Source organism: Picosynechococcus sp. PCC 8807 (genome assembly GCF_001693295.1).
Lineage (GTDB): Bacteria > Cyanobacteriota > Cyanobacteriia > Cyanobacteriales > MRBY01 > MRBY01.
Genome location: NZ_CP016483.1, coordinates 945,043 through 971,093, shown reverse-complemented (window position 1 = coordinate 971,093; position 26,051 = coordinate 945,043). Strand labels below are relative to the sequence as shown.

General features: G+C 50.7%; 25 protein-coding genes and 1 pseudogene. 14 read left to right on the top strand and 12 right to left on the bottom strand.

Going from position 1 to position 26,051, the window contains the following annotated elements; genetic code table 11:
• Positions 1-45 precede the first annotated feature (45 nt).
• The 4 genes from AWQ24_RS04690 (at position 46) to AWQ24_RS04675 (ending at position 4,040) form a co-directional block, all read left to right on the top strand.
• Positions 46-873, top strand: coding sequence for an SDR family oxidoreductase (locus AWQ24_RS04690; protein ID WP_065716142.1), 828 nt, complete (start codon positions 46-48; stop codon positions 871-873).
• Positions 874-921: 48 nt separating this feature from the next.
• Complete coding sequence (locus AWQ24_RS04685) at positions 922-1,728, top strand: EI24 domain-containing protein (protein WP_062433071.1); 807 nt, start codon at positions 922-924, stop codon at positions 1,726-1,728.
• Between the two features lie 348 nt (positions 1,729-2,076).
• A complete protein-coding gene (gene crtR, locus AWQ24_RS04680) occupies positions 2,077-2,964 on the top strand; it encodes a beta-carotene hydroxylase (RefSeq protein ID WP_065716141.1) in 888 nt (295 codons plus the stop codon).
• 14 nt (positions 2,965-2,978) lie between these two features.
• Entirely contained in the window at positions 2,979-4,040 is a 1,062-nt protein-coding gene (locus tag AWQ24_RS04675; protein WP_030007833.1) for an Mrp/NBP35 family ATP-binding protein, read from the top strand.
• Between the two features lie 112 nt (positions 4,041-4,152).
• Here AWQ24_RS04675 and AWQ24_RS04670 read toward each other — a convergent pair whose 3' ends face one another.
• The 4 genes from AWQ24_RS04670 to AWQ24_RS04655 all read right to left on the bottom strand — a co-directional run bounded on the left by AWQ24_RS04670 (position 4,153) and on the right by AWQ24_RS04655 (position 7,169).
• Positions 4,153-4,518: a hypothetical protein gene (locus AWQ24_RS04670; protein WP_065710344.1), complete on the bottom strand. Its 366-nt coding sequence runs from the start codon at positions 4,516-4,518 to the stop codon at positions 4,153-4,155.
• Between the two features lie 67 nt (positions 4,519-4,585).
• Entirely contained in the window at positions 4,586-5,029 is a 444-nt protein-coding gene (locus AWQ24_RS04665; protein ID WP_030007831.1) for a SufE family protein, read from the bottom strand.
• Between the two features lie 132 nt (positions 5,030-5,161).
• Positions 5,162-6,217 carry a hypothetical protein gene (locus AWQ24_RS04660; protein ID WP_065716140.1) on the bottom strand — a complete coding sequence of 352 codons (1,056 nt, stop codon included), beginning with the start codon at positions 6,215-6,217 and terminating at the stop codon, positions 5,162-5,164.
• Positions 6,218-6,455: 238 nt separating this feature from the next.
• Complete coding sequence (locus tag AWQ24_RS04655) at positions 6,456-7,169, bottom strand: ABC transporter ATP-binding protein (RefSeq protein WP_062433062.1); 714 nt, start codon at positions 7,167-7,169, stop codon at positions 6,456-6,458.
• Positions 7,170-7,251: 82 nt separating this feature from the next.
• Here AWQ24_RS04655 and AWQ24_RS04650 point away from each other — a divergent pair, with 82 nt between their 5' ends.
• Both AWQ24_RS04650 and bchM read left to right on the top strand, forming a co-directional pair.
• A complete protein-coding gene (locus AWQ24_RS04650; RefSeq protein ID WP_065716139.1) occupies positions 7,252-7,737 on the top strand; it encodes a CYTH domain-containing protein in 486 nt (161 codons plus the stop codon).
• A gap of 70 nt (positions 7,738-7,807) precedes the next feature.
• Positions 7,808-8,503, top strand: coding sequence for a magnesium protoporphyrin IX methyltransferase (gene bchM / locus AWQ24_RS04645; RefSeq protein ID WP_012306536.1), 696 nt, complete (start codon positions 7,808-7,810; stop codon positions 8,501-8,503).
• 20 nt (positions 8,504-8,523) lie between these two features.
• Here the strand turns inward: bchM and AWQ24_RS04640 are convergent, their stop codons facing one another.
• Both AWQ24_RS04640 and AWQ24_RS16695 read right to left on the bottom strand, forming a co-directional pair.
• Positions 8,524-9,372, bottom strand: a complete 849-nt coding sequence (locus AWQ24_RS04640) for a sulfurtransferase (RefSeq protein WP_062436512.1) — start codon at positions 9,370-9,372, stop codon at positions 8,524-8,526.
• Between the two features lie 42 nt (positions 9,373-9,414).
• Positions 9,415-9,801 (bottom strand): annotated as a pseudogene (locus AWQ24_RS16695) (ATP-binding protein); the annotation flags it as partial.
• Between the two features lie 49 nt (positions 9,802-9,850).
• On the opposite strand from AWQ24_RS16695, the gene AWQ24_RS04635 reads away from it, so the two are divergent.
• The gene (locus AWQ24_RS04635) at positions 9,851-10,981 is read left to right on the top strand and encodes a PP2C family protein-serine/threonine phosphatase (RefSeq protein ID WP_065716138.1); all 1,131 of its coding nucleotides are present in this window, start codon (positions 9,851-9,853) and stop codon (positions 10,979-10,981) included.
• On the opposite strand, the gene larB is transcribed toward AWQ24_RS04635, so the two are convergent.
• On the bottom strand, positions 10,978-11,748 hold the full coding sequence (gene larB, locus AWQ24_RS04630; RefSeq protein WP_065716137.1) for a nickel pincer cofactor biosynthesis protein LarB: 771 nt from the start codon (positions 11,746-11,748) through the stop codon (positions 10,978-10,980). The genes AWQ24_RS04635 and larB overlap by 4 nt on opposite strands.
• Positions 11,749-11,781: 33 nt before the next feature.
• On the bottom strand, positions 11,782-12,219 hold the full coding sequence (locus tag AWQ24_RS04625; RefSeq protein WP_065716136.1) for a DUF2996 domain-containing protein: 438 nt from the start codon (positions 12,217-12,219) through the stop codon (positions 11,782-11,784).
• Positions 12,220-12,360: 141 nt separating this feature from the next.
• Here AWQ24_RS04625 and trmB point away from each other — a divergent pair, with 141 nt between their 5' ends.
• Positions 12,361-12,996, top strand: a complete 636-nt coding sequence (trmB, locus tag AWQ24_RS04620) for a tRNA (guanosine(46)-N7)-methyltransferase TrmB (protein WP_065716135.1) — start codon at positions 12,361-12,363, stop codon at positions 12,994-12,996.
• Between the two features lie 191 nt (positions 12,997-13,187).
• Positions 13,188-15,065, top strand: a complete 1,878-nt coding sequence (gene ftsH4, locus AWQ24_RS04615; RefSeq protein ID WP_012306530.1) for an ATP-dependent zinc metalloprotease FtsH4 — start codon at positions 13,188-13,190, stop codon at positions 15,063-15,065.
• An 86-nt stretch (positions 15,066-15,151) separates the two neighbouring features.
• Here ftsH4 and AWQ24_RS04610 read toward each other — a convergent pair whose 3' ends face one another.
• Positions 15,152-15,859, bottom strand: a complete 708-nt coding sequence (locus AWQ24_RS04610; RefSeq protein WP_065716134.1) for a hypothetical protein — start codon at positions 15,857-15,859, stop codon at positions 15,152-15,154.
• 263 nt (positions 15,860-16,122) lie between these two features.
• Between AWQ24_RS04610 and AWQ24_RS04605 the strand changes: the two genes are divergently transcribed.
• The 4 genes from AWQ24_RS04605 to rsmA all read left to right on the top strand — a co-directional run bounded on the left by AWQ24_RS04605 (position 16,123) and on the right by rsmA (position 20,916).
• Positions 16,123-18,405: an ATP-binding protein gene (locus AWQ24_RS04605; protein WP_065716133.1), complete on the top strand. Its 2,283-nt coding sequence runs from the start codon at positions 16,123-16,125 to the stop codon at positions 18,403-18,405.
• Positions 18,406-18,477: 72 nt separating this feature from the next.
• On the top strand, positions 18,478-19,425 hold the full coding sequence (gene pip / locus AWQ24_RS04600; RefSeq protein ID WP_065716132.1) for a prolyl aminopeptidase: 948 nt from the start codon (positions 18,478-18,480) through the stop codon (positions 19,423-19,425).
• Positions 19,426-19,447: 22 nt separating this feature from the next.
• Positions 19,448-20,038 carry a precorrin-6Y C5,15-methyltransferase subunit CbiT gene (gene cbiT, locus AWQ24_RS04595; RefSeq protein WP_012306526.1) on the top strand — a complete coding sequence of 197 codons (591 nt, stop codon included), beginning with the start codon at positions 19,448-19,450 and terminating at the stop codon, positions 20,036-20,038.
• Between the two features lie 56 nt (positions 20,039-20,094).
• On the top strand, positions 20,095-20,916 hold the full coding sequence (gene rsmA, locus AWQ24_RS04590; protein WP_083993490.1) for a 16S rRNA (adenine(1518)-N(6)/adenine(1519)-N(6))-dimethyltransferase RsmA: 822 nt from the start codon (positions 20,095-20,097) through the stop codon (positions 20,914-20,916).
• Here rsmA and AWQ24_RS04585 read toward each other — a convergent pair.
• The 3 genes from AWQ24_RS04585 to AWQ24_RS04575 all read right to left on the bottom strand — a co-directional run bounded on the left by AWQ24_RS04585 (position 20,901) and on the right by AWQ24_RS04575 (position 23,684).
• Positions 20,901-21,191, bottom strand: a complete 291-nt coding sequence (locus AWQ24_RS04585) for a cupin domain-containing protein (RefSeq protein ID WP_065716130.1) — start codon at positions 21,189-21,191, stop codon at positions 20,901-20,903. The genes rsmA and AWQ24_RS04585 overlap by 16 nt on opposite strands.
• 62 nt (positions 21,192-21,253) lie before the next feature.
• Complete coding sequence (locus AWQ24_RS04580; RefSeq protein WP_065716129.1) at positions 21,254-21,931, bottom strand: SPOR domain-containing protein; 678 nt, start codon at positions 21,929-21,931, stop codon at positions 21,254-21,256.
• 184 nt (positions 21,932-22,115) lie between these two features.
• Entirely contained in the window at positions 22,116-23,684 is a 1,569-nt protein-coding gene (locus AWQ24_RS04575) for a photosystem II high light acclimation radical SAM protein (protein ID WP_065716128.1), read from the bottom strand.
• Positions 23,685-24,212: 528 nt separating this feature from the next.
• Here AWQ24_RS04575 and AWQ24_RS04570 point away from each other — a divergent pair.
• A complete protein-coding gene (locus AWQ24_RS04570) occupies positions 24,213-26,048 on the top strand; it encodes a PhoX family phosphatase (protein ID WP_065716127.1) in 1,836 nt (611 codons plus the stop codon).
• Positions 26,049-26,051: the final 3 nt, after the last annotated feature.

Genomic DNA, 26,051 nt, shown 5'->3' with positions numbered 1-26,051 from the left:
AATGCTTAAAATTATGGCATGGTTTGTTAAGGAGGAATTCCCTTGGTGAAAATTGCAATTATTGGCTGTGGCTATGTGGGCCAGGCGATCGCCAAGCAGTGGACAACGGCGGGTCATCAAGTGACCGTGACAACAACGACCCCCGAAAAAGTCTCCCAGTTACAAGGGATTGCTCACCAGGTGAAAGTCCTCAGCGGCGATCAACCAGAAGCCCTCCAGGAGCTTTGTGAAGGCCAAGATGTCATTCTTTTGGCGGTGGGTTCAAAGGGGCGCACCGAAGCAAATTATCGGCAGGCTTATCTGAAAACGGCCCAAAACCTCGCCCAGGCCCTCACCCATAACGACACCGTTAAACAGGTGATTTATACCAGCAGCTACGCCATCGTCGGCAATCACCACGGTGCTTGGGTTGATGAAAAGACCCCCGACAAACCACCCCATGTTTTTGCAGAAATTCTTTTGGCAACGGAACAAACCCTAAAGGCGATCGCCACCGATGCACGTCAGGTTTGCATTCTCCGTTTGGGGGGAATCTATGGTGAAGGGCGGGAAATTAAAAAAATCTTCCAACGGGCCATGGGCCAGGTTCGACCTGGTGACGGCAGCGAATATGGTAACTGGATTCATTTAGCAGACATTGTGGCAGCGATCGAGTTTGCCCAGATCCATAATCTGAGCGGTTTATTCAATCTGGTTTGTGATGAACCACTGCCCCGGCGAGAATTACTCTCTCGTTTGGCCGAAAAATATGCCCTGGCCCCAGTACGTTGGGATGCGAGCCAACCCTCTGATCGCCCCTTAAATGTGCGTGTATCTAACCAAAAATTAAAAAATTTAGGGTTTACATTCCGCCATCCGACCATTGAAGTTTAGATTGAAAGACAGAGAATTACGACTCAAGGTAGAGTTGACCCGAAAAATATGCCCATTGACTTCATTCGGGGGGCCAGTTACCCATTCCGCGCCGCGAGATTTTTTTCCCGTCACCCGAAGCTTCTCCAATATTTAGCGATTCCCCTTGGCGTCAATGTTGTGCTGGGGGGATTGCTCTATACTTTTTCTCTGCGCTGGGCGTGGCGGACGGCGGGGGCTGGCTACACTTGGATTAGCACCAGTCTGATTGGTTTAATTGATCGCTTGCCTGCCTGGTTGCAGTGGTTAGATTACGGCGCAAATTTTCTGGGGGGATTGTTAGGCCTGATTTTCATTGCGGCAGTGTTTATTGCTGTAGGACTACTGCTGGTGCAGTTTGGCGTTATTCTTGGTGCCCCTTGGTATGGCCAACTCTCAGAACAGATTGAAAAACTCCGCACCAGTCGCCTGGAAATCATTGAAGTGGGTATTTTCCGCGACATTGGCCGCGCCATTCTCTTTGAACTAAAAAAATTAGCCTTGGTTTTGGCGATCGCCCCTTTGTTGTTTGGGATCAACTTTTTGCCGGGGATTGGTAGCGTACTGTCCTCCCTGGGAGGCTTGGCGGTGACTTTAACGATCATTTGCCTTGATTTTTTCGATGCCACCCTTGAGAGAAGGCGCTTTACATTTCGTCAAAAGTTACGGCAAGTTTACTGGGCTTTGCCGGGGAGTGCGGGGTTTGGGCTGGTTTGTCTGGGGTTGATCAGTTTGCCTTTTCTCAATCTTGTGACAATTCCCCTCTGCGTTGCCTCTGGCACTTTGTTTGTGTGCGATCGCCTGTTGCCAAAGCTAAATCCCCCAGCCAGTGACTAGGAACCGAGGACAGGACACTCTCTTAAATTCTTCCCAATGCAGGAAAACCGATTGTTTATCAATCACGCCACGGAACATTAATCCTCTTAATTGTCAAACTCCGCGAGGCGATCGCCACGGAAGAAGACGATAAACTTCAGAAAGTATCCGTGGACTTGGTATTTTACAAACGCAGCGAAGCAGCAAATGGCTAGCTTGAAATTAGCCTAGAAACGTTGAATTACAAGCGTTTTTTGTTTTTTTCTAAACAGTGTTTATGACACATCAAGGTTTATGAATTAGCCTTAAGTATTGTAAACTACCCAAGGATTAACCAAATTTCACAGACATCGAGGAGAACAGGAGCTTATGACGGCGGCGGCAGCGTCATCATTGGTAATGTCAAGGGAGTATTTGCGTCCCCCTGGTGGGATGAACCCCAATGTGTGGATGGTCATCATCGCAGTAGGATTGATCGCCACCTCCGTGGGAGGCTATTGGTTTTGGGGTTGGTATGACTGGATTTGCTTCCTAGAAAACGTTTTAGCGCTGCACCTCGCGGGAACGGTGATCCACGATGCGTCCCACCGTGCCGCCCATAGCAACCGTGCGGTCAATACCATCCTGGGCCATGCCAGTGCCCTAATGCTGGGATTTGCTTTTCCGGTCTTTACTCGAGTCCATCTCCAGCACCACGCCCATGTCAATGATCCTGAAAATGATCCGGATCATTTCGTTTCGACTGGTGGCCCCCTCTGGATGATTGCAGCCCGTTTTTTCTACCACGAAATCTTTTTCTTTAAGCGTCGTCTGTGGAAAAATTACGAATTACTGGAGTGGTTCCTTAGCCGTTCCTTCTTAGGAGTCATCGTCTACCTGGGCATCCAGTATGGTTTTATTGGCTACATCATGAACTTTTGGTTTGTCCCGGCCCTGGTGGTTGGTATTGCCCTGGGTCTGTTCTTTGATTATTTGCCCCATCGTCCCTTTGAAGAACGCGATCGCTGGAAAAATGCCAGGGTTTACCCAAGCAAGCTCCTCAATCTTTTGATCCTTGGGCAAAATTACCACCTAGTTCATCACCTATGGCCCTCAATTCCTTGGTATAAGTATCAACCCGCCTATTACTACATCAAGCCCCTGTTAGATCAAAAAGGTTCTCCCCAATCATTAGGGCTGCTCCAGGGAAAAGATTTTCTCAGTTTCCTCTACGATATTTTTGTGGGCATTCGCCTGCACCACAAACCCAAATCCTAAATTTTCCTGAAGTTATGGCTGATACCCAAGCAATTCTGGCTGCCCTCCGTCCCGTTCAAGATCCTGAGCTTCAAAAAAGCCTGGTGGATCTCAATATGATCCGCAATGTTTCTGTGGAGAATGGTACGGTGAAATTCACCCTGGTGCTCACAACGCCCGCTTGTCCCCTCAAGGAATTTATCGTCGAGGAGTGCAAAAATGCTGTACTGCCTTTACCTGGGGTAAACGCTGTGGATGTGGAAGTCACCGCCGAAACGCCTCAACAGAAAGCACTGCCCAACCAACAGGGCATTGATAACGTCAAAAATATCATTGCTATCTCCAGCGGCAAAGGGGGCGTTGGTAAAAGTAGCGTTGCGGTGAATGTGGCGATCGCCCTGGCCCAAACTGGCGCAAAAGTCGGCCTCTTGGATGCAGATATCTATGGGCCAAATGTGCCGAACATGATGGGCATTGGCGAAGTCGAAATCAAGGTCGATAAAACAGGCGGCCAAGATATTCTCCAGCCAGAATTTAACCATGGGGTCAAACTCGTTTCCATGGCGTTCCTGATTGACCCAGACCAACCAGTGATTTGGCGAGGGCCGATGCTCAACGGCATCATTCGTCAGTTTCTCTACCAGGTGAACTGGGGCGAACTGGACTATCTCATCGTTGATATGCCCCCTGGTACGGGTGATGCCCAACTAACGATGGCCCAGGCGGTGCCCATGGCCGGTGCTGTCATTGTCACCACCCCCCAAACCGTTTCTCTCCTAGACTCGCGCCGGGGCCTCAAGATGTTCCAGCAAATGGGAGTGAATGTGCTGGGAATTGTTGAAAATATGAGCTATTTTATCCCACCGGATCTGCCAGATCGCCAATATGACCTGTTTGGCTCTGGGGGCGGCGAAAAAACCGCGAACGAATTGGATGTGCCTCTCCTCGGCTGCATTCCCCTAGAAATTGCGCTCCGGGAAGGGGGCGATACTGGTACACCGATTGTGGTCGCCCAACCAGAATCTGCTTCAGCCAAAGCTTTAGTTACCATCGCTAAGGCGATCGCCGCGAAAGTTTCTGTGGCGGCCCTCGCTTAAATTGAACCCCTAAATCATCCAACTGATCGGCATAAAAAAGGGGGCGTTAGCCCCCAGCTTTCTAGTGAATATTCTGAAAATCACCGTCGAAAATCGCAATGGTTCTTAACCTTTAGCGATTCATTTTCTTCGCCATGTTGCGGAACATGTCCATGCTGCTATCGACCTTCAGGTTAGGACGAGGTGCTGCCGGGGTAATGGGAGTGCTGGCGGTTTCAGAAGAAGCCTTGGTTGCTTCCGTTGCCTGGGATACAGCTTGTTGATTTTTGTTCAGTTTACGGGCGATCTCCGAGGAGACTTGAGTCACGATTGTCGCGCCCTCTTGACCTTTAACCTTCGGGAAAGTCCGCTTAATGGTTACGGATTTCTTCATCAATTCAGTATCACCAAGGGTCTGGGCTTCTTCAAAGTCGAGGAAGTAATCACCCTTAGGAGCTTCGTTCTTTTTCTTGCCGCCAAATAAGCCAAAAAGTGCCATAGGATTTAAATTTTCTTTTTTTAACAAACAACATTACTTGTTGTAAATGATATCAAAATTTTCTCATTTATGAGTTGGAACTCGCTTCTAACCCCACTTCAAAGCCCCTTGCTTTTTTTTGCATCATTTTAAAAATGTTGTAAAAACCGTTAGCCCTAGACGGCGTTAGGCTCACATTCAATCCCGTTTCTTCGATGAAGTCTGGGGTGACCGCCAGGATCTCGGCGGGCGATAAACCATTTAAACCTGTAATCAGTAGGCCCACCAATCCTTTCACGAGCTGGGCGTCAGAATCCCCGTGGTAGGTCACTTTGCCCGCTTCGTAGTCTGCTGTGATAAAAACCTGGGAAACGCAACCATGGACTTTATTGTTGGCGTTTTTCTCACTGTCGGCCATGGGCTCGAGCTTGTTGGCGTACCACAAAAGCTGTTGATATTTTTGTTTGGGATCTGTTTTTCGCTTAAACCGACTGACGATCTTTTCGAGGTTTGCAGGTAACGTTCTAGGCATAATCACTTAAAAATAAACGTCGATAAAGTTTGCAACTTCTATTGTTAAATATTGTGACAAAAAAAGATTGGCGATCGCCACTGGGTCAATCACCAACGGGGTCTTAGGGAGACCTAATATTTAGGACAGCAATTAGTTCCGTAAAAAGGCTGGTAGATCCACCACCGCTGCAGACATCGGCCGCTTCTGGCTCCGGGGACTGTTGAGGGTCGGCGCTGGCCAGTTGTGGTTGGTTTCTGCTTTGGCCGGGGTGCCCATGGGTGCACTGACCCGTCGTTTGGTCACTGGGGGGGTAATCCGTAGGGCGGCTTTTAGGCTCATGGTGGGCTTCAGGATTGAAGCGGCCCCGGCGGATTCTTCCATTTCTTCAATTTCTTCTTCGAGGGCCGCTAACTGACGATCCAGGTCAGCTTCGGTATTCGGATCTGCTTTGGCGATCGCCGGCATTGTTGGCTCGGTTGCCGCTGTTTCCGGCTCAGACCAGGGTTGAATATTCGACGCCTTGGGCATGGAGGCTTCCCCGGTCGCCAAATCGTTTTCGACGGGAATATCCGCGCATTCATCTAGGGCTGATTTGTACTGCAGAGTGTAGCGTTGTTGCCGTTGGAGTCGCACCTGGAGATCCTTAATTTCCTGTTCGGCGGCGAATAGTTTTTGCTGCTGCTCGTTATAGGCTTCCTGGAGGAGGGCACATTCGCGCTCGATTTTCGCCAACTGAGTTTGGCTAGTTTGGAATTTGTATTCTAGTTCTGCGAGCATCTCTTGGTATTGGCGGGCATTTTGTTTGGCTTGTTCGAGTTCTTGCCCCAATTGACTGAGCTGTTGCTGGCTCGTATTCAGTTCGTCACTCTGCTGGGTAATGAGGCTGTCGGCGCTGCGGGAACGGATAATGTGTGCCTGGAGTTTTTCTTGGGATTCGGCCAAGGCTTCTTCGAGTTGAACAACGGTTTTAACCAGTTCGCGGTTGTGCTGCCTTAGTTTGTGGGCAATAACATAGCCATCGGCGTTGGGATTTGGTTTCGGAATCGTCGGGCTAGGACTCGCAGACTCTGGTTGTTGTTTTTCAGAATGACCCGGATCTACGGCACTGGTCGCTTCGGTCTCGGGGGCCTGGGGCGGAGACTGATTGAGGTTCGCTTCGGTCTCGGGGGGCGTGGGCTCTGGCGAGGGGAAGTTAAAGTTGCTCATAGTTGTGCTGATGTAGACGGGACGCGAAAGGAAAACAGGAGAGGCAATGGGGTTTTGCTCTGCAGTGTAACAAGGGATTTGGCCGACTTTGACAAAATTTGCGAATTTTATCGTTTTTTTAATGGACTTGTCCCCAAGGAATCATGGTGGTGGGATAGGGTTCCCCAAAGTCTTGTCCCAAGTGTATCTGAATTGAACCATGGCGATCGCCAAATTGCATACCACTCCCGTAGGATTCTTAGGGGCTTGGGGCTAAGGCCACTTGGATCATTTCCGCAGGACTGAGGTTTGGGTGGGTAATACTGCCATCCCGGAGCCAGATAATCCGCTTGGTTTGCCGGGCCACTTCCGTTTCGTGGGTAACCATCACCACGCTCATGCCGTCGTCGTGGAGGGTCTGAAATAACGCTAAGATTTCTTGGGTAGTTCGGGAATCTAAAGCCCCGGTGGGTTCGTCCGCCAGCAGTAGTAAGGGTTTATTTACAATCGCCCTGGCGATCGCCACCCGTTGTTGTTGTCCCCCAGAGAGTTGGTTCGGACGATTATAGAGACGACTGCCCAAACCGACTTTGGTTAGAGCGGCGACGGCCCGGTCTCGCCGTTCGTGGGGAGGAACATTGCCATAAACCATCGGCAAAATCACATTTTCAAGGGCACTCATCTGGGGCAAGAGATGAAATTGCTGGAAAACAAAACCAATATTGCGATTCCGAATGGTGGCCAGTTGGCGATCGCTGAGGGTGGCGACATTTTGGCCATCGAGGAAATAATCGCCACTGGTGGGCTGATCGAGGCAACCAATGATGTTCATCAGGGTTGATTTGCCGGAACCTGACGCCCCCATAATGGCGCAATATTCCCCCGCTTGGATGCTGAGTTCTACCTGTTTGAGGGCATAGATTTGGGTGTCCCCTTGGCCGTAAATCTTGGAGAGATTATGAATTTCGATCATTGATTTTTGTTGGCGATCGCACAGTTGATCTTCATTCTAGGCCACAATCTTTGGGGTCTGCCGCTGTGGAGGTTTTCACGCTATGCCCCAAGAAATTGAACGGAAATTTCTCGTCATCGGCGATCGCTGGCGGGATCTGGCCCCAGGGATTCCCTATCGCCAAGGCTATCTCCAACGGACGTCCGAAAAAACGGTTCGGGTGCGCATTGCCGGGGAGCAGGCTTTTTTGACCATTAAAGGTAAAACCGAGGGGATTGGGCGCTTGGAATTTGAATACCCAATTCCCTTGATCGAAGCCCTAGAAATGCTAGAACATCTTGGCGATCGCCCCCAGATCGAAAAAATCCGCTACCGCATTCCCCTCGATAATTTCCTCTGGGAAGTCGATGAATTTCTCGGTGAGAACCAAGGCTTAATCCTGGCAGAAATTGAACTCACAGATGCTGATCAACCTTTCCCAAAACCCAATTGGATTGGCCCTGAAGTGAGCCACGAGCCCCGCTATTACAACGCCAACCTCGTTAGCTATCCCTACTGTCAATGGTCCCCCACAGAACAATCACCCTAGGGTTTCCCAAAGCTGCTACATTATTGGATCGATAACAAAATCCTTTAATTTTTTTTGAATCCAAAGCGCCATGACCTCCTCCCTCAATGACAAAACCATCGTCAAAGATTATTTCAATGCCAAGGGCTTTGACCGTTGGCGACGCATTTATGGTGACGGGGATGTCAACAAAGTCCAGGCTGATATCCGCGTCGGGCACCAACAGACCATTGATAAGGTGGTGGCTTGGCTTAAGGCCGATCAAAATCTCAACCTCAGAAGCATTTGTGACGCTGGCTGTGGGGTCGGTAGCCTCAGTATTCCCCTCATGGAGGCCGGTGCTCGCTCAATTTACGCCAGCGATATTTCTGAAAAAATGGTCGGTGAAGCCCAGGAACGGGCCGCAAAAATCTTTGGCAACACCCCTAATCTAAAGTTTGAAACCAAAGATCTCGAAAGCATCAGCGGCAAATACAATACGGTGATTTGCTTGGATGTGCTGATCCATTACCCCACCGAGGATGCGGCAAAAATGATTGCCCACTTGGCATCCCTCAGTGAAGATCGCTTGATCTTGAGCTTTGCGCCGAAAACGTTTTGGCTGACGATCCTCAAGAAAATCGGTGAATTCTTCCCTGGCCCTAGCAAGACTACCCGCGCCTACCAACACAAGGAACAGGATATCCGCCAAATTTTAATTGATAACGGTTTTGCGATCGCCCGCACCGAAATGACCAGTACCCGTTTTTACTATTCCCGTTTGTTGGAAGCGGTTCGCCTCCGGTAATAAATATTGCCTGAAATTTCCTAAGGAGACTTTGCATCGAACGAGGGGGCTAAATAGGAACACCAATCACTCCAGCCCCCAGGGTACAGTTTCAAATTATGGTGGCCCGTCAGCTCCAAAGACAGCCAATTGACACAGGCCGTGACTCCGGAGCCACAATACAGCACGATCTCTTGCTCAGGGGATAGGTTTTCCCAGAGGGTTTGTTGTACTTCCGGCGGTTGGGCGAACCCTTTGGCATCGGTAACTTGTTTCCAGGGGACATTGAGCGCCCCAGGAATATGGCCAGCAATTGGATCAATGGGTTCAACTTTTCCCAAATAGCGATCGCCATCCCGGGCATCGATCACCAGCCGTTGATTGTCCGTCGCGATTAACAAGTCCTGGCGATTAACCACCAATTGGGGTTGGGGATTTGGCTCAAATTGGCTGGGTTTAAACCCAGGAATATCAGTGGCGATCGGCGCTTGGGCAGTCTGCCAGGCCGGAAACCCGCCATCTAACAGGCGGGCTTTGTCGTGGCCATAGTATTTGAGCAACCACCAAAACCGCGCCCCAAAAGCACAGTGAAAGTCGTCATAGATAATCACTTCGGTGCGATTGCGCTCAATGCCGAGGCGAGAAAGTAACGAAACAAAAGCTTCTGGGTCAGGCAAAGGATGACGCCCCCCATGTTGTTGCACAGGGCCAGAGAGGTCTCGATCCAGATGCAGGTAATAGGCCCCAGGAATATGGCCTTGTTGGTATTGCGTTTCCCCCCAGGTCGGATCATTGAGCCGAAAGCGACAATCGACAATGACAAGGTTGGGATCAGCTAGGCGATCGCCCAATTGATCAACGGTGATGAAATGGGAAGATAAACGGGGCATCAGATGTTTAACGATATGTAAATAATTCTGTTGCCGCTGGGGATCACGGCGGTAGGTGAGATGATTGGCCACTTTCTGCAAAATCATCATGCCACGCCCCCCCGCATCTTCTAGGGTGGTTTGTTGGTGTTGTTGGGTGGCGTAATATTGCTCTAGGTCAAAGACAGTGGGGCTATGGTCCCAAATGCGGATTTCGAGGCTGTGGTGGCTGAGGCAGAGTTCAATGGTGATCTGGTACTGCTTGAGATCTTCGCCGTGGGCATGGCGAACGGCATTGGTAAATCCCTCAGCGATCACGATTTTACACTGGAGCCAATCTTGGCTGGCCAGGTGATGACGCAGTTGAAAAGCCTCACAGTGCTGGAGGACTTGGTCTAACTGAGCCGTATCACTGGGAATTTGGAATTGAAATTGGTCTAAGATAGCCAAAGTACAGCCATAAAAAGGGATAGTCTCCCTTGGTAGTTTAGCTTAAGTAATGCCTCAGATTCTTGTCATTGATGATGACCTTGCCATGCGGGTTCTCTTGGAACGGACCCTCAAACGTAAGGGTTATCAAGTCACCACCGCGAGTGATGGCAAAACGGGATTGGACTTGGCGATCGCCACCCGGCCCGATCTCATCATTTCCGATTGGATGATGCCGGAAATGAATGGCATTGAAGTCTGTCAAGCAGTGAAACAACACCCCGATCTCTCGACTACCTTTTTTATTTTGTTGAGTGCCCTAGATGCCGTCGAAGATAAGGTGATGGGTTTAGATGCGGGAGCCGATGATTTTCTCTGTAAGCCTATTAGCAGCCACGAACTAGAAGCCAGGGTTAGATCTGGCCTGCGAATCTGTCGTCTCACCCAGGATTTGACTGCCCAGAAACGCGCTTTAGAGTCGGAACTGACCGAGGCGGCCCAATATGTTAAATCGCTTTTACCAGACCCCCTCTATCAAGATCACTTACAGATCGATAGCTGCTTTATTCCGTCTTCCCAATTGGGGGGCGATGGCTTTGATTATTTTTGGCTCAGTCCCCAGGAGCTGGTGTTTTATCTTTTGGATGTGTCGGGCCATGGCCTCAAAGCTGCACTTCCTTCCATTAGCATTTTGAACCTATTGCGATCGCGGAATAAAACTAAAGGTCTTGACTACCGCAGCCCCCAGGCTGTTCTGAATCACCTCAACCGCACTTGCCAATTTCTCGAACAGCAAGGCCAATACTTCACCATGTGGTATGGGATTTATGACGTGGATGACCGGATTGTTACCTATGCCTGTGCGGGCCATCCCCCGGCGGTTCTGGTGAAACCCAATACTGGTGAACCGCCGCAATTATTAAAAGCCCAGGGGTTCCCGATTGGGATGTTGCCACCCGATCTCAGCATCTACGAAGAACATAGCCTTTATCTGCCGTTTAATTCCCGCTTGTATCTGTTTAGTGATGGGGTCTATGAAAATACGTCGGCGATAAGCCACAAACAGCAATGGAATCTTTTTTTGAACTTTCTACAGCGGTTCCAAGGCACTTCTCTCCAGCCTCTGGTCAAAAGCATTGGCGATCGCCTGCACCAAAATCACCTCGAAGACGATTTTTCACTGTTGCGTTTGACTCTCTAGCGTAACTTTGCCGCTGTCCGCAAAATTTGTCCCGCCAAGATCGCCGCCCCAAAGCCATTATCAATATTCATCACACCGATACCCGCCGCACAGGAATTAAGCATGGTCAGGAGAGCAGAAACGCCGCCAAAACTCACTCCATAGCCAACACTGGTAGGAACGGCAATCACAGGGCAATCGGCCAAACCCGCCACCACACTGGGCAAAGCCCCCTCCATGCCCGCCACCGTAATCAGAACGTCTGCTTGTTCGATCACATGGCGATGACTTAAAAGACGATGAATTCCGGCCACCCCCACATCCCAAAGGCGATTTACCGCAAAACCCGATAACTCTGCGGTGACAGCCGCTTCTTCGGCTACGGGGAGATCAGCGGTGCCAGCGGTCAAGATCGAAATCGTCCCCCGATGGCGTACCTGGGGCGGTGTCTGGATGAGGGCACAAATGCGGGCTTCGGGGAAATAGGTGAGGTTATGTACCTTGGGCTGCAGTTGGTGGTAGGTCTCCACATCAATGCGGGTAGCCATGACAACCGGGTGGTGATCGCCCATCGTTTGCATAATTTGGGCAATGTGATCCGGCGTTTTCCCTGGCCCCCAGATCACTTCCGGAAAGCCCGTGCGCAGTTGGCGGTGGTGGTCAATTTTGGCAAAGTCACCCACAGCTTCAAAGGTCAAATGCTTCAGCTCTGTCAGCGCATTTTGGGGACTAACTACCCCCTGGGCCACCGCTTCGAGTAACTGTTTGAGGGCCTCAGGATCGCTCATGGATAACCTTGTCGGTACAGATCGCGCCGCGCCTTAGTTGAGAACCAACCATTTTTGGCCATTGAGCCGCTGGATCACATAGCCGACCATCAAGGGAAGATTCACCCGACGTTCATCGATCATGAAAGACTCTAGGGTGCTGTGGGGGGAGCCATCCGTCGCAAAAGACCAAGCTTTCTGACCTTTGATGTCTGCATCAATGAAATAAAGGATAAATTGCCGTTTGTTATTAAGCCAACTGCCTTGAACCTGCCAGCAGACTTGGGATTCTAAACCTTTAATGGGAATATTCGTTTCGATAAATTTGAGACCCATGTCCCCAATGCCATTTTCCTTGAGGGCAGTTTGTAGATCCGGGAGGAAGTGATTCTCAATAAACTCCGCAAAGGGTTTGTCTTCTACTGCGGGGGGCTTTTCCTTTTTTTTCGCGGCGGGGGCTGCTTTGGATTTGGGATCGGTGGTTTCTGCCATAGTCTGCCGAAAAGTTGAGGGGTTCACGAAGGGCAAAGGGTTTTTGCTCTTTTTCATTTAAGCATATCCAAGTTTAGCGTGGGGGACGTGGCACAATGGGATGGCAATTTTTTTCGTTGGACATTTCTAAGGAGTGAGTTCGTGGGGCGATCGCGCGTTCGACAGCATGTCAATCCCTTAACCGATAAGTATCAACAGGTGTTTCAGATGCCAGATTGGTCAGATCTTTTTGCTGATCTAACGGCTCCTTTACACCTTGATATTGGCTGTGCGCGGGGGCGGTTTATTTTAGAGATGGCCCAACGGTTTCCAGAGCGTAATTTTGTTGGGGTAGAAATTCGCGAACCCCTCGTGGACGATGCCAACGAAATCCGGGATCAACTGGGGCTAAACAATCTTCACTACGTTTTTGCGAATATTAATACCTCTCTCCAGGTGCTGTTGGACTCCTTGCCGACGGAAACTTTGACTTGGATCACGATTCAATTTCCTGATCCTTGGTTTAAGAAAAAGCACCACAAACGCCGGGTTGTGCAACCAGATCTAGTCGATATTCTGGCGAAACATACACCCCAAAAGCTGGTTTTGTTTTGTCAGTCGGACGTTGAAGAAGTTGCTTTAGAAATGAGAGAAAAATTTCTGGAGCATGAAAAATTCATCCTCACCCATGATTCGTTTTGGCTAAAGGAGAATATTTTTCCAGTGCCGACGGAGCGGGAAGTCGCCACGGCCAACAAAGGCGAACCTGTCTACCGTTTTCTTTTGCATAAAAAATGAAGAAAGTAGCGCGTAACAGATGCCTTGGCGATCGCCCCTAAAGCGCCTAAATACCTTGGCCAAGCCCTAGCCCACTAACACAAATGATCTCGTCTGAAGCCGAACCGTTGATTTCGGTTAACCGCGTTGTATCAAAAATGTAACGATCTTTACAATGGGGGAATACAAAGCTTTCTGCGGACAACATTGCTATGAGCATCAAAGATAAACCCCCCTCTCGGACGAGGCAAATTGGCTCCATTTTGTTGTGGCTGACGGGACTTTTTTTCCTGGTGAATGCCTTTTTCCCCAATTTGTTTGGTAATCCGACCCCTCAGGTGCCCTACAGTCTCTTCATCAATCAGGTAGAAGATGGTCAGGTGGCCCGCGCTTCCGTTGGCGATCGCGAAATCCGTTACCAACTCAAAGCCGAAGGCGAAGAACAACAGGGCACAATCCTCCGCACCACCCCCATTTTTGACCTAGATTTGCCCAAGCGTCTCGAAGCCAGTGGCGTTGAATTTGCCGCACCTCCCCCAAAAAATAATTTCTTTGGCAATATCTTGGGTTGGGTGATCCCGCCGATTATTTTTGTCTTAATCTGGCAATTTTTCATTGGGCGCAGTGCTGGCGGTGCCGGGGGAGCCGGGGGAGCACTCTCCTTTACCCGCAGCAAAGCAAAAGTCTACGTTGAGGAAGAAGCCACAAAAATCACCTTTGATGACGTAGCTGGTGTCGAGGAAGCCAAAACCGAACTCACGGAAATTGTTGAATTTCTAAAAACCCCCCAACGCTACACGGCGATCGGTGCCAAAATTCCCAAAGGGGTATTACTGGTTGGCCCTCCGGGAACCGGAAAAACCCTCATGGCGAAGGCCGTTGCTGGTGAAGCTGGCGTACCATTCTTTAGTATTTCGGGTTCGGAATTTGTTGAACTCTTTGTCGGTGCCGGTGCCGCCCGGGTACGGGATCTCTTTGAACAAGCCAAGAAAAAAGCCCCTTGTATTATCTTTATCGATGAATTAGATGCCATCGGCAAATCCCGGGCCAGTGGCGGCATGATGGGGGGCAATGACGAACGGGAGCAAACCCTCAACCAGCTTTTAACCGAAATGGACGGTTTTTCGGCGGGCGATGCCACCGTGATTGTCCTAGCTGCAACGAACCGCCCCGAAACCCTTGATCCTGCCCTGCTCCGCCCAGGACGGTTTGACCGTCAAGTCTTGGTGGATCGCCCGGATCTCGGCGGACGTCTAAAAATCCTTGAAATCTACGCCAACAAAGTCCAACTCGACAATGAAGTTAATTTAAAAGAAATTGCGACCCGTACCCCTGGATTTGCGGGGGCTGACTTGGCGAACCTTGTTAACGAAGCAGCTTTGCTAGCGGCTCGTAATAAGCGTGATAAGGTAACCCAAGCGGATTTTTCGGAAGCAATTGAGCGGGTTGTCGCTGGCCTGGAGAAAAAAAGCCGGGTTTTGTCGGATAAAGAAAAGAAAATTGTCGCCTATCACGAAGTCGGTCATGCCCTTGTTGGTGCTTTGTTGCCTGGGGGAGGCCGAGTTGCCAAGATTTCCATTGTGCCGCGTGGAATGGCAGCCTTGGGTTATACCCTACAAATGCCTACAGAAGACCGTTTCTTGATGGATGAGCGGGAAATGCGTGACCAGATTGCCACCCTACTCGGAGGCCGTTCCGCAGAAGAAATTGTTTTTGGTTCGATCACCACAGGTGCCGCCAACGATCTGCAACGGGCCACGGATCTCGCCGAACGGATGGTCACCACCTACGGCATGAGCAAAGTCCTCGGCCCCCTCGCCTATGAACGGGGTTCCCAAAATAATTTCCTCGGTGAAAGTATGATGAATCCCCGGCGCATGGTCAGCGATGAGACAGCCCAGGCCATCGATGCAGAGGTGAAAGAAATTGTCGAGACTGCCCATGATCAGGCGATCGCCATTTTGCGGGCCAACCGAAATTTACTCGAAACCATCTCCCAAAAAATCCTCGATACAGAGGTCATTGAAGGCGATGAACTCCAGGAACTTTTGAACCAAGCCGTTAAGCCAGAAGTTTCAGCTTCAGCCTAGGCCCCAAACCTTGAATGTTGCCTGATTAGTAACTTAGAAATAAAAAATAGTTTCCTATGGCTTTTCCAAGGGTCATGGGAACTTTTTTATGGTGCTGTGGTTGCTGGGGGGCTCACATTTTCCACGTCTGGTAGGGTAGGAATGCTAGGTAAAGCAGGAATCCCCGCATCGGGAACTAACCCTTCGCTTGGGGTTGGGGTCGTATCTAGGCTTGGGGGTGGCGTGATTGTCTCTGGGGTTGGCGATGCTGGCGATGTTGCAGCTTCGTTACTCGCCACGGGCTGACTGAGGTTCAGGAGGACATCTACTTCGGGATAATAACTGGCCCACTGTTTGATATTGGGGTTCCGTTGCCAATCCTGTTGGGAAATACGCAGATTAAATAGAGGGGCTACCGCCACATCATTTTGACCAAGTACCAAAAGATCCAAAGTGCTGGGGGTGGGACTTTGCCTAAATAACAAAGGAATTAGTAATTCGGTGCGGTCTTCGGCTTGGCGCATAAACCAAGAATAACGGCTGGGGGGTTGGCCGGAACTTAAGGGTTCTAGGCCATTAATTTCAATGGCATCAAAACGGAGCATACAAGACATTTCTGGGGTGATCGCTGGGTCTTGGGGAGGCTCGGCATAATCACAGGTCAGTTGGGGCGGTGCTTGGGCGATCGCCTGGGGGAGCGTCAAGCTTAATAGTCCAACTAAGCCCACCAGACCCAAACAAGATCTAGAGGCGAAACCCAGGGCCAATGGGGGAATCCCTGGGACAGAGATGCGGTTTTGAAAACTATAGAACATCGGCGAAACCTACAATAGGAGCGCGAAAGGAAGGCAAAAGCCTTGTATGATATCATCCTACCGAAAAAATACCTGTCGCCAAGTCAGGCTTGATCATCCTCTGCCCTTGACACGTTTCGTTTCAAGACAAGAAGATTCTTTCAGCAACCCCTCAGCTTGCCATAAACTTTCTTTAGAAAAGCTTAGATCTAAAGCTCCCGCCAAAAATTAGGGCCATGCTAGACAGCAACGAGGTCTGTCTGATTGGTCTCTTGACGTAATTCATGATTCTTAACGCCATTACCCCCGATATTGCTTGGACTGCCCCCTGGAATGTGCTGCAACAGCTGTGTCATCTTTGGCGGCGGTTTGGCATTGGCATCGACCCCCAGGATCGCCTATACATCAGTGGTGCCCAGTTACAAGAGGCAGGGTTGGCCCTCGACTACGACGTTTTTCACCTCCTCATCGAAACGGATTTTACGGCCCTGCTGTGGGCGAAGGCTATTGATCCCGCCGCAGTTACTCCGGATACGCTGTCAGCCCCAGGGGAACAGTATGAAATTTCTATGGTGTTCGATCCCCAGGCGATCGCCCCCCTGATTGCGACCCTCCTCGGTAGTCAAGTGGACTTTCCCCAATTGAAGGCCCTGCGAAAAAAGATTTTGCCCCAACGCTCTGCGATTCCGCCGGATCTGATGGTGGGCCTCTTGGAGATTGTGCGATCGCCGTCCATCCAAGAAACTGCGCCTGACGAGGCGGTGGTGCCCAACCAACCCCTGAATATGTTGCTGAGCCAGCGCCTAGAACAGGAAAAAATCCTCAACAATGTCACCCATCGCATCTACCAAAACCAAGACCTGATGGTGACGGTACGCATGGCCCTCGAACAAGCCCAGCGCCTCTTACGGGTTGATCGGCTGCTGGTTTATCAGCTCGATTTACCGACGGCGAAGCCAGAGAAATTCGTCAATCGGGTCACCTTTGAAGTGGTGTCCTCAGACAAAGTCACTTCCCTCCTGCATTTTGACCAAGATGAATGCCTGACGAATAATCAACTGATCAAAGATGCCTATCTGAATGGGAAGCACTTGGCGGTAAATGACATCGAGACCCAACCAAACCTCAGTCCCTGTTTTAAGCAACAACTCCAAGGGATGCAGGTCAAGGCGAAGTTAGTAGTGCCCCTCATCGTCGAGCAGCGCCTCTGGGGTTTGCTCATCGCCCACCAATGCCATGGCCCCCGCCGTTGGCGCAAAAATGAAATTACTTTCCTGACCCACGTGGCGGAATATTTGGCGATCGCCATCCTCCAAGCCCGTTCTTACCAGCAATTGCAAGAACAAAAAACCAGCCTTGAAACCCTCGCCCAACGCCGCGCCCGGGAACTAGAAGATGCCCTCCTCTCTGCCCAAGTGGCCAGCCAATCGAAAAAAGAATTTATCCACATCATGAGCCACGAGCTTTTGACTCCGCTCACGTCGATCATTGGCCTCTCGAATACCCTCAGCTATTGGACAGCCGACGACAATCCGAAAAAGCTCTCCCCCGAAAAACAGCGCGTCTATCTCCAAACCATCCATGAAAGCGGCACTCGCCTGCGTAATTTACTCCAGGATATTCTTGATTTTTCCCAAACAGAAGCGGCCCGTTCTGTGTTGGATTTACAAAAATTTTCCCTCAAACAATTGTGTTATCGCGTCCTCAATGGGTTCCAAGAATTAGGCGATCGCCAGGGGATCAGCCTTAAATTCATCAATCAACTAGAACCAGAACAAGATTCCTTTTACGCCGACCCGATCCGCCTGGAAAAAATCCTCAGTCACCTCCTGTCCAATGCGATTAAATTCACCTCCCACGGTGGCGAAGTTACTTTCAGCATTTGGCGCGAAAAACACAAAGATGTCAGCTTCCAGGTCAAAGACACGGGCATTGGCATCCCTCCCCAGCAAATTCCCCTCCTGTTTGAGCAGTTCCAGCAACTCGAACCTTCCATGAGTCGTCGCTACGATGGGGCGGGTTTTGGTTTAGCCCTCGTCAAACAGCTCGTCGAAATTCACCAGGGACAAATTCACGTCACCTCCACGCCAAAAAAAGGCTCCATCTTCACCGTCCGCATCCCCAACCAAGTGCCCCGCAATCTTCACCCCGTGGGTAAGGGGAGTGTGGGCGGTAACCAAGGCGGCACCATTGTGCTGGTTTCCCAGGATGAAGAAATGGCGACCCTGATTTGTGAGTTGTTAACGGCGACGAACTACCAAGTGATTTGGCTGATCGATAGCGAAATTGCCAGCCGTCAGATTAGTGCTCTCCAGCCGATTTTAGTGATTCTCGATGCCCACCAACATAAAATTCAAATTGAAGACATTATCGATAGCCTCAAAATGGCCCCCCAAACCCAACAAATTCCCACCCTCTTGACGGGCGATCGCCTCAGCGATGACCAGTGGCAAAAACTTCAAAAACATGGTTTCCAAGATTACCTCCCCAAGCCGATCCACAGTGAAAAACTGATTGATATGGTGAACCATTACGTCACCCGTCACTATCTCGCCAGCACCCTCTAGGACAGCCAACCCATTGGCGATCGCCTGCTGTTTCTGGCACGATTCAACTACGCCCACCCCTTCACCTCGGCCATGCGCAACCTCTATCCCCCTCTCCAGCCCTACCACAGTGACAAACTCCCTGTTTCTGAGCTCCACACCCTCTATTACGAAGAATCCGGCAATCCAGATGGTAAACCCGTCGTCTTCATCCACGGTGGCCCTGGGGGGGGCTGTCCCCCGATCTATCGCCAATTTTTTGATCCGCAACAATGGCGCATTATCCTGTTTGACCAGCGGGGCGCAGGCCAGAGTACCCCCAGGGCAGAATTACGGGAAAATACCACCTGGGATCTCGTTGCAGATATCGAAAAAATCCGCGACCATCTCGCCATTGACCAATGGTTTATCTTTGGCGGCAGTTGGGGCAGTACCCTCGCCCTCGCCTATAGCCAAACCCACCCAGACCGTTGCCTTGGTCTGATCCTGCGGGGAATTTTTATGCTCCGTCAAAAAGAAATCCAGTGGTTCTATCAGTACGGGGCCAGCGAAATTTTCCCCGATGCCTGGGAAAGTTACCTCAAACCGATTCCCCCTGACGAACGTCACGATCTCGTCAGTGCCTATTACAAACGTTTAACCAGTCCCGATCCTCACATTCGCCTAGAAGCAGCCCAGGCCTGGTCTGTGTGGGAAGGTAGCACCAGTCGGTTAATTCCTTCGGCGGCCAGTAAAGTGAGTTTTGCACGCCCAGAATTTGCCGAAGCCTTTGCCCGGATTGAATGCCATTACTTCGTGAATAAAGGTTTTTTTGCCACGGAAAATCAACTCCTCGAAAACATTGATCGCATCCGCCACTTGCCGGCAGTCATTGTCCAGGGTCGCTATGATGTGGTTTGTCCGATGACCAGTGCCTGGGAACTCCATCAAGCCTGGCCGGAAGCAAAGTTTGTCCTTGTCCCGGAGGCAGGTCACTCGGCCTTTGAACCGGGCATTCAAACGGAATTATTGAACGCAACGGATGCGTTTGCAACCCTGTAGTTTTTATTTTTTAGCAGCACTTATGGCTTGGCATTACCAGACCCCTGGCATTCCGGATCACCTATTTAAACGTTTACCAGGCATTCCCCTGACGAAACGGGAAGCGCGGCTTTTGATTATCTCGGCCCTACGGATGGAGGCGGATTCTGTACTCTGGGATATTGGGGCCGGGACGGGGACAATTTCCGTTGAGATCGCCCTTTTATGCCCCCAAGCCCAGGTGATCGCCGTTGAACGGGATGAGGAGGTCGCGGATTTAGTGCGTCGCAATTGTGCACATTTTCAAACCGACAATATTACGGTGATTGAGGGGAATGCACCGGAATGTTTTGCCCAGATTGCCACGAAGCCGGATCGGATTTGTCTTGGGGGTGGCAAACCGATCAAAGTTCTGTTGAGTGAGGCTTGGCAATGCTTACGGCAAGGGGGCCGAGCGGTGGCGATGGCGACTAACTTGGAGCAGCTTTATCAGCTTTCGGAGGGTTTTTCGGAACTGCAGGCCCGGAATGTGGAAGTGGTTCAGGCGGCAATTAACCGTTTAGAAACCCAGGGAATGCGTCAGGTGTTTGCGGCGGTAGACCCGATGTTTATCTTGAGTGGGGAAAAAATCTAGGGGTAGAAAATGCTTGTAAAATAAACCCCTGCCCCTGGATGGAGAGAGACAAAACGATGCGCCCCCGAAAACGGTTTGGTCAACATTGGCTGACGGATCAACGGATTTTAGATGAGATTGTTGCGGCGGCAAACCTGCAGCCGACAGACCGGGTCTTGGAAATTGGCCCAGGGAAAGGGGCGTTAACCAGCCGTTTATTGCCTCAAGTAGAAGCCTTGCTCTCGGTAGAAATTGACCGGGATCTATGCAAGTACATGGTCAAGAATTATGGCGATCGCCCGAACTTTTTACTCCTCGAAGCGGACTATCTCCGGGCAGACATTAATGAATTTTTGGGGGATTTTCCCCAATTTCAAAACCCCCGTAAGGTGGTGGCGAATATTCCCTACAACATCACCGGGCCGATTTTAGAGAAACTCTTGGGCACCATTGACCGACCGAACCCGAATCCCTTTGAGTCCATTGTTTTGTTAATCCAAAAGGAAGTGGGCGATCGCCTCGTGGCCCATCCCTGTACCAAAGCCTTTGGGGCCTTGACTCTGCGGGTGCAATATCTCGCCGATTGTGAAACGGTTTGTGTTGTACCGCCGAAGGCCTTTTACCCGAAACCAAAGGTCGAATCCGTGGTGGTGCGCCTACGGCCCCGGCCCCTCGCCCAGCCAGCCCAGAACCCCAAACTACTCGCAACCCTGATTAAGGTGGGCTTTGCCAGCAAGCGCAAAATGCTGCGCAATAACCTTAAAAGCCTTTATAACCCAGAAATTCTCGACCCGATTTTTGCAGATCTCGACATTAGTCCCCAGGCGAGGGGGGAAGAAGTGGATCTTTTACAATGGATTGCCCTGAGCGATCGCCTCAATGATTACCCAAAGGAATAGTGCTTTTTCACAGGTTGGGTAATCTCCCAGGTACAGGTCAGGCCCGCCGCAAAGGTCACTAAATCTCCTTTACCCATGGTGACCGGGGTGCCGCCCTCTGGGGTTACAGTTACTTCCCCCTCAAGGAAATAGCAGGTTTCCGCTTCGTCGTAAGACCAGGGAAAGGTGGAGACTTCCTTCGTCCAAATGCCCCAAGTTTTGACCCCCAGTGCCGCTAATCGTTTCGGGCTGGGTTGACGTTCAATCTGAATGGCTTGCTGGTTTGTTGTGACCATGGTTTTTCTGAAAAAAACGACAAATCAAGTGCGTTTCGATTGTAAGGGAAAGCCAATGAAAGCTAGTTGCGGAAATACAGGCGACCGTCAAGATCCATGAGGCGGACTCGCACATTCATCAACTCTGCCTCTTCCCGTTGAGCAAAAGGGCCGATGGCGATGTGAGGCCCCCGGGGAGCACTTTTTGCTTCGATCAAATCCTGTTGAATGCCCATGCGCCGCAGTTGATCTTGAATATCTTGGCCTTGGCCGCGGCTGGGAATCGCCACAAAGTAACCACCATGGCTACTAGCTACTGTGGTGCTATTGGCAGCGAATGAATCTCCGGAACCCATGTCTGTAATTTGGGCAGCAATGCCACTGGCTTGGAGGTTGGCCCGCAGCGTTTCTGCATTTTCGCGCTCAGAAAACAAACCAGCCTGGATGCGATCGCCTTTCACAAAAGCAGTTGGTTCCACCTGGCGCACCGTTGCCAACATCAAGGGACTAGATCCGACTACTTCAACCCGGTAGCGGGCGCTTGACCGCGGCGCCGAGGGGACAAATGCCGGAGGGGACGCGGTGGGAGCCGGAGCCTCAAAAATGTACTCTTGACCAGGGGCCACCGTCGTTGCAGGGCCATCGTAAAACACAGGTTCCGAGGCGGGGGGGTCTTCCCAGAGGGGAATCACTGGGGGGACGGGGGGTAACGGCTCAAAGGTGAAAACTTCTTGGGCGATCGCCCCAGGAGAAAGCAGCATAAATCCCCCAAGAACAGCCAATAGGGGACACAGATTAGGGCAAGACTTCAACACCGATCCTTTCCTCCGTAAACAGACGGGGTAAATAGGCTTTTTTGACAATCTTATTAAAGATTTGGCCAAACGCAAATGTTAACCCCCAGTCCTGAAAATTCCGAACCCATCACCCGCCTAGGTCAAAAATTTAAGCAGGAATCAGAGTCAGCTTTTGGGACACAATTTTTGCCGTTAAGGCTTCTTCCAAGGGCGATCGCCCCAAACGAGCCTCCAAAATTGCCATCACTTCCCGACCGAAATCATTGGGATTTTGCCGCCAAGCCTGGAGACACACTTCCCCAAAGAAAGAACCGAGAGGTTCCGGGTTCCACAAAAGTTTTTTCGCCGTCCAGGGCATCAAACTCATCGGGTTATAGTCCGGCTTTAGCACCTCTTGATCAAAGGCATATTGTTCGAGGTGGGTATGGGGTTGGAGACCAATAAAGAAAATGGCGGGTTCTACCTTATCGACCCCGAAGATTTTTTCGAGTTCCCGGTGGTAGGCGATGGTTTGGCGGATCGTATCAAAGGTCTCATCAATAACGTTAAACGAATAATTCACCGAGACCACATCATTAAAGCCCGCCGCTTTGAGATCCCGGCAGTTTTGTAATACCCGCCGCAGGTTGTAACCCATGCGCATTTTCCGCACGAGTTCCTGGGAGCCGCTGGTGATGCCAATTTCAAAATAATTCATCCCCGTTTCTACCATCAGATCGCAGATCTCTGGGGTCAAATTATCAGCGCGGATATAGGAAGCCCAGTGAATATCGTCCATGCCCGAATCGCGGATCGCCTGGAGCAACTCCACCACATCATCCATGTACTTTTTCGCCGGAATAAACTGGGCATCGGTAAACCAAAAATTACGAATCCCTCGATCATAGAGTTGACGCATTTCTGCGACTACTTCCGCCGCCGGATTGACCCGGACTTGCTTGCCTTCGACGACGGTGTAGACGCAATAGCAACAGTTGTGGGGGCAGCCCCGTTTCGTCTGGACACCGATGTAAAAATCATTTTCCTGGAGATAATAATCAAACTCCGGCCAAATTTCAGCAATGTACTGGTAATTGCAAGCGGTTTTTTCAATGGGGGTGGGTTCTTCGTGGATCATGCCGGGGCGTAACTCTGCTTGGCCCACAACATAGCAACGTTGATCGCTAAAGTCTTGGCCCCGGAGTAGGCGTTCTAGTAGGGTCTCTCCTTCGCCGATGGAGACGATCGCCCCTTGGGGCAACGCAGTTTTCAGTTGTTCGTAGAAGACGCTGACTGCTCCGCCGCCAACGACTATCTGGGCTTCAGGATTATACTGTTGGGCTTTTTTGAGGCCGCGCTTAATGAGTCCCAGGTTGCGCCACAGTTCACCATAATAGGCCGCCATCACCTTAAGACCCCCGAAAGCTCCCCTTAGTTTGATGAAGGGATTCTTCGCGTAGAAAATCTCAAAGGAGTTTTGTAGAGGGTTGCCGCCCCGGCCGCCCACGGGGGCATAGATTTGGATATCGCGCCAGGAAAAGACCAGCAACGTCGGCTTAAAAGCGGCGATACAGTCATCAAGGGCTTTCTTGTAATCCAGAGGCGGTACTGCCCCTAGGTCGAAAATCTTTTGTTCGAGGTTTGGGAAGAGCTTATGGACATGATCTGCTAGGTACACCACGCCAATGGGAAAGATGGGATTGCAAGGGAGGCGGACGTAGAGGAGGCGCTGAGTCATGGTGGAAATGAGCAGGCGTTGTTACATAAGTTAACTCTCATTATAGGGAAAATCCGCAGCGGGGCGATCGCCTTGGGGTAGTGACGGGTGCCTGTTTGCAAAACGAGCAACCCCTGAATGCACCATAATTATCGATTTTAAATTCAATAGATCGGCTTCTTTCTTAAACGGATTGAAAGAAAATTTAAAGTTTTAACTGGTCACTCTTAATTTCTACTTAATTCCCATGGCGATAATTGTAATCGGCATCCTCTATGTCTGCCCATTTAACTGATTAGATGTTTTCTAACCACGGCTAAAGCCTTTGTTTAAAAAAATATTAAAAGGCTCTAACCACTTTCTGTTTAAGGAAATTCATTTGGATATTTGGATAAAAAAAGTGTATTTAAGGAATTGATTCGCCATAAAAAATAATGGCATAATTCTCTATGATAAACACTCAATATTCAAAACCAAAATCAGGGGCAAATTAAAATATTTCTTCCTTAAAACATCTTTGAGACGCTGTAAACTAAGCACCCTATAATCATGATTCACGACGACGGCAGAAGTAATTATTCAAATAATCGTCCTTTCCAAGATATTTTCAAGGCGCGATTCTCCCGCCGGAGTATGCTCCAAAAAAGCATGATGCTCTCCGCCGCTGGTTTTATCGGAGCGATCGCCGGCAATAGCGTCCTCAAACCCAGCACCGCCGCCACCCAAGTTGCCCAACGGCGCACCAGTCCCCTTTTGGGATTCAATGCTGTAACCCTAGCCCAAGGCAATGGCCCTGTCCCCAGTATTTCCAGTGACTACCAATACCAAGTGTTGATCCCCTGGGGCACTCCCATCCAACCCGGTGGCCCTGAATACAATGGCGACCCCAACACCCGACCCACCGCCGACGAACAGGCCCAGCAGATCGGCATCGGCCACGATGGGATGTGGTTTTTCCCCCTCGGCAACAACAATGACCATGGTTTGTTGGCAATTAACCATGAATTTGGCATCAACGAACACGTCCTGGGTAAAGCAGATCCCGCCAGCCTTGAGGATGTGCGATTGTCTCAACACGCCCATGGCGCCTCCGTCGTTGAAATCAAGAAAAATAATCGTGGCGTTTGGGAAGTGGTTCGCAGTAACTATGCCCGCCGGATCCATGCCAATACCCCCATGGCCTTCAGTGGCCCTGCAGCAAATCATCCTCTCCTAAAAACGGCAGCGGGCAATGCGCCGAAAGGGACGATCAATAACTGTTCTAACGGTTACACTCCCTGGGGCACTTACCTCACCTGTGAGGAAAACTTCAACACCTACTTCGGGGCCACGGGAGAATGGACACCCACCGAAGCCCAGGCCCGCTATGGACTCGCCAGCAGTTCTCGCTATGGCTGGGCAAACTATGACGAGCGATTCGACTTGTCAAAGGCGGCCTACAAAAATGAAGAAAACCGCTTCGGTTGGGTCGTCGAAATTGACCCGATGGATCCCAACCAGACCCCTGTTAAGCGCACAGCCCTTGGTCGTTTTAAGCATGAAGGGGCAGAAATTGTCGTTGGTCGTGGCGGTCGTGTGGTCTGCTATATGGGTGACGATGAACGCTTTGACTACATTTACAAGTTTGTTTCAGCGAACAATTGGCAGTCAATGCGGGCGCGGGGGATCAGTCCCTTCGATGAAGGGCAGTTGTACGTCGCGAAGTTTAACGATGATGGTTCTGGGGAATGGCTTCCCCTCAGCATGGATAACCCAGCCTTACAAGGAAAGTTCCAAGACCAGGCCGAAATCCTTGTGTATGCTCGCTTAGCAGCGGATGCGGCTGGGGCAACACCGATGGATCGTCCGGAATGGATCACCGTTGGTACCGAGGAAAACGTTTATTGTGCCCTCACCAACAATAGCCGTCGCACGGAAGCCGATGCCCCTAATCCCCTTGCGCCGAATCCCGATGGCCACATTATTCGCTGGCAGGATAGCGATCGCCACGTGGGGACAACCTTTACCTGGGATATTTTTGCGATCGCCCAAGATACCCATGGCACCGAAGAATCTTTTGCCTCTCCCGATGGACTATGGGCTGACCCCGATGGCCGTCTCTTTATCCAAACCGATGGTGCCCAGAAGGACGGCTTGAATGACCAACTGCTTGTGGCTGATACCAATACCAAGGAAATTCGGCGTCTCTTTACTGGGGTGACTGATTGCGAAGTAACGGGGATTACGGTGACCCCAGAGCGTCGCACGATGTTTATTAACGTGCAGCACCCAGGCGATGGCAACCCAGCCACCACCAATTTCCCGGCTCCCCAGGGGAGTGGGATGGTGCCCCGGGATAGCACCGTGGTCATCACCCGTAAAGATGGCGGCATCGTTGGTTCATAGCAC

Bases quoted from the DNA above. Each gene is read 5' to 3' on its own strand.
- AWQ24_RS04685 (WP_062433071.1), top strand. From the start codon at position 922: ATGCCCATTGACTTCATTCGGGGGGCCAGTTACCCATTCCGCGCCGCG.
- crtR (WP_065716141.1), top strand. From the start codon at position 2,077: ATGACGGCGGCGGCAGCGTCATCATTGGTAATGTCAAGGGAGTATTTG.
- AWQ24_RS04675 (WP_030007833.1), top strand. From the start codon at position 2,979: ATGGCTGATACCCAAGCAATTCTGGCTGCCCTCCGTCCCGTTCAAGAT.
- AWQ24_RS04670 (WP_065710344.1), bottom strand. From the start codon at position 4,518: ATGGCACTTTTTGGCTTATTTGGCGGCAAGAAAAAGAACGAAGCTCCT.
- AWQ24_RS04665 (WP_030007831.1), bottom strand. From the start codon at position 5,029: ATGCCTAGAACGTTACCTGCAAACCTCGAAAAGATCGTCAGTCGGTTT.
- AWQ24_RS04660 (WP_065716140.1), bottom strand. From the start codon at position 6,217: ATGAGCAACTTTAACTTCCCCTCGCCAGAGCCCACGCCCCCCGAGACC.
- AWQ24_RS04655 (WP_062433062.1), bottom strand. From the start codon at position 7,169: ATGATCGAAATTCATAATCTCTCCAAGATTTACGGCCAAGGGGACACC.
- AWQ24_RS04650 (WP_065716139.1), top strand. From the start codon at position 7,252: ATGCCCCAAGAAATTGAACGGAAATTTCTCGTCATCGGCGATCGCTGG.
- bchM (WP_012306536.1), top strand. From the start codon at position 7,808: ATGACCTCCTCCCTCAATGACAAAACCATCGTCAAAGATTATTTCAAT.
- AWQ24_RS04640 (WP_062436512.1), bottom strand. From the start codon at position 9,372: ATGCCCCGTTTATCTTCCCATTTCATCACCGTTGATCAATTGGGCGAT.
- AWQ24_RS04635 (WP_065716138.1), top strand. From the start codon at position 9,851: ATGCCTCAGATTCTTGTCATTGATGATGACCTTGCCATGCGGGTTCTC.
- larB (WP_065716137.1), bottom strand. From the start codon at position 11,748: ATGAGCGATCCTGAGGCCCTCAAACAGTTACTCGAAGCGGTGGCCCAG.
- AWQ24_RS04625 (WP_065716136.1), bottom strand. From the start codon at position 12,219: ATGGCAGAAACCACCGATCCCAAATCCAAAGCAGCCCCCGCCGCGAAA.
- ftsH4 (WP_012306530.1), top strand. From the start codon at position 13,188: ATGAGCATCAAAGATAAACCCCCCTCTCGGACGAGGCAAATTGGCTCC.
- AWQ24_RS04610 (WP_065716134.1), bottom strand. From the start codon at position 15,859: ATGTTCTATAGTTTTCAAAACCGCATCTCTGTCCCAGGGATTCCCCCA.
- AWQ24_RS04605 (WP_065716133.1), top strand. From the start codon at position 16,123: ATGATTCTTAACGCCATTACCCCCGATATTGCTTGGACTGCCCCCTGG.
- pip (WP_065716132.1), top strand. From the start codon at position 18,478: ATGCGCAACCTCTATCCCCCTCTCCAGCCCTACCACAGTGACAAACTC.
- cbiT (WP_012306526.1), top strand. From the start codon at position 19,448: ATGGCTTGGCATTACCAGACCCCTGGCATTCCGGATCACCTATTTAAA.
- rsmA (WP_083993490.1), top strand. From the start codon at position 20,095: ATGCGCCCCCGAAAACGGTTTGGTCAACATTGGCTGACGGATCAACGG.
- AWQ24_RS04585 (WP_065716130.1), bottom strand. From the start codon at position 21,191: ATGGTCACAACAAACCAGCAAGCCATTCAGATTGAACGTCAACCCAGC.
- AWQ24_RS04580 (WP_065716129.1), bottom strand. From the start codon at position 21,931: ATGCTGCTTTCTCCTGGGGCGATCGCCCAAGAAGTTTTCACCTTTGAG.
- AWQ24_RS04575 (WP_065716128.1), bottom strand. From the start codon at position 23,684: ATGACTCAGCGCCTCCTCTACGTCCGCCTCCCTTGCAATCCCATCTTT.
- AWQ24_RS04570 (WP_065716127.1), top strand. From the start codon at position 24,213: ATGATTCACGACGACGGCAGAAGTAATTATTCAAATAATCGTCCTTTC.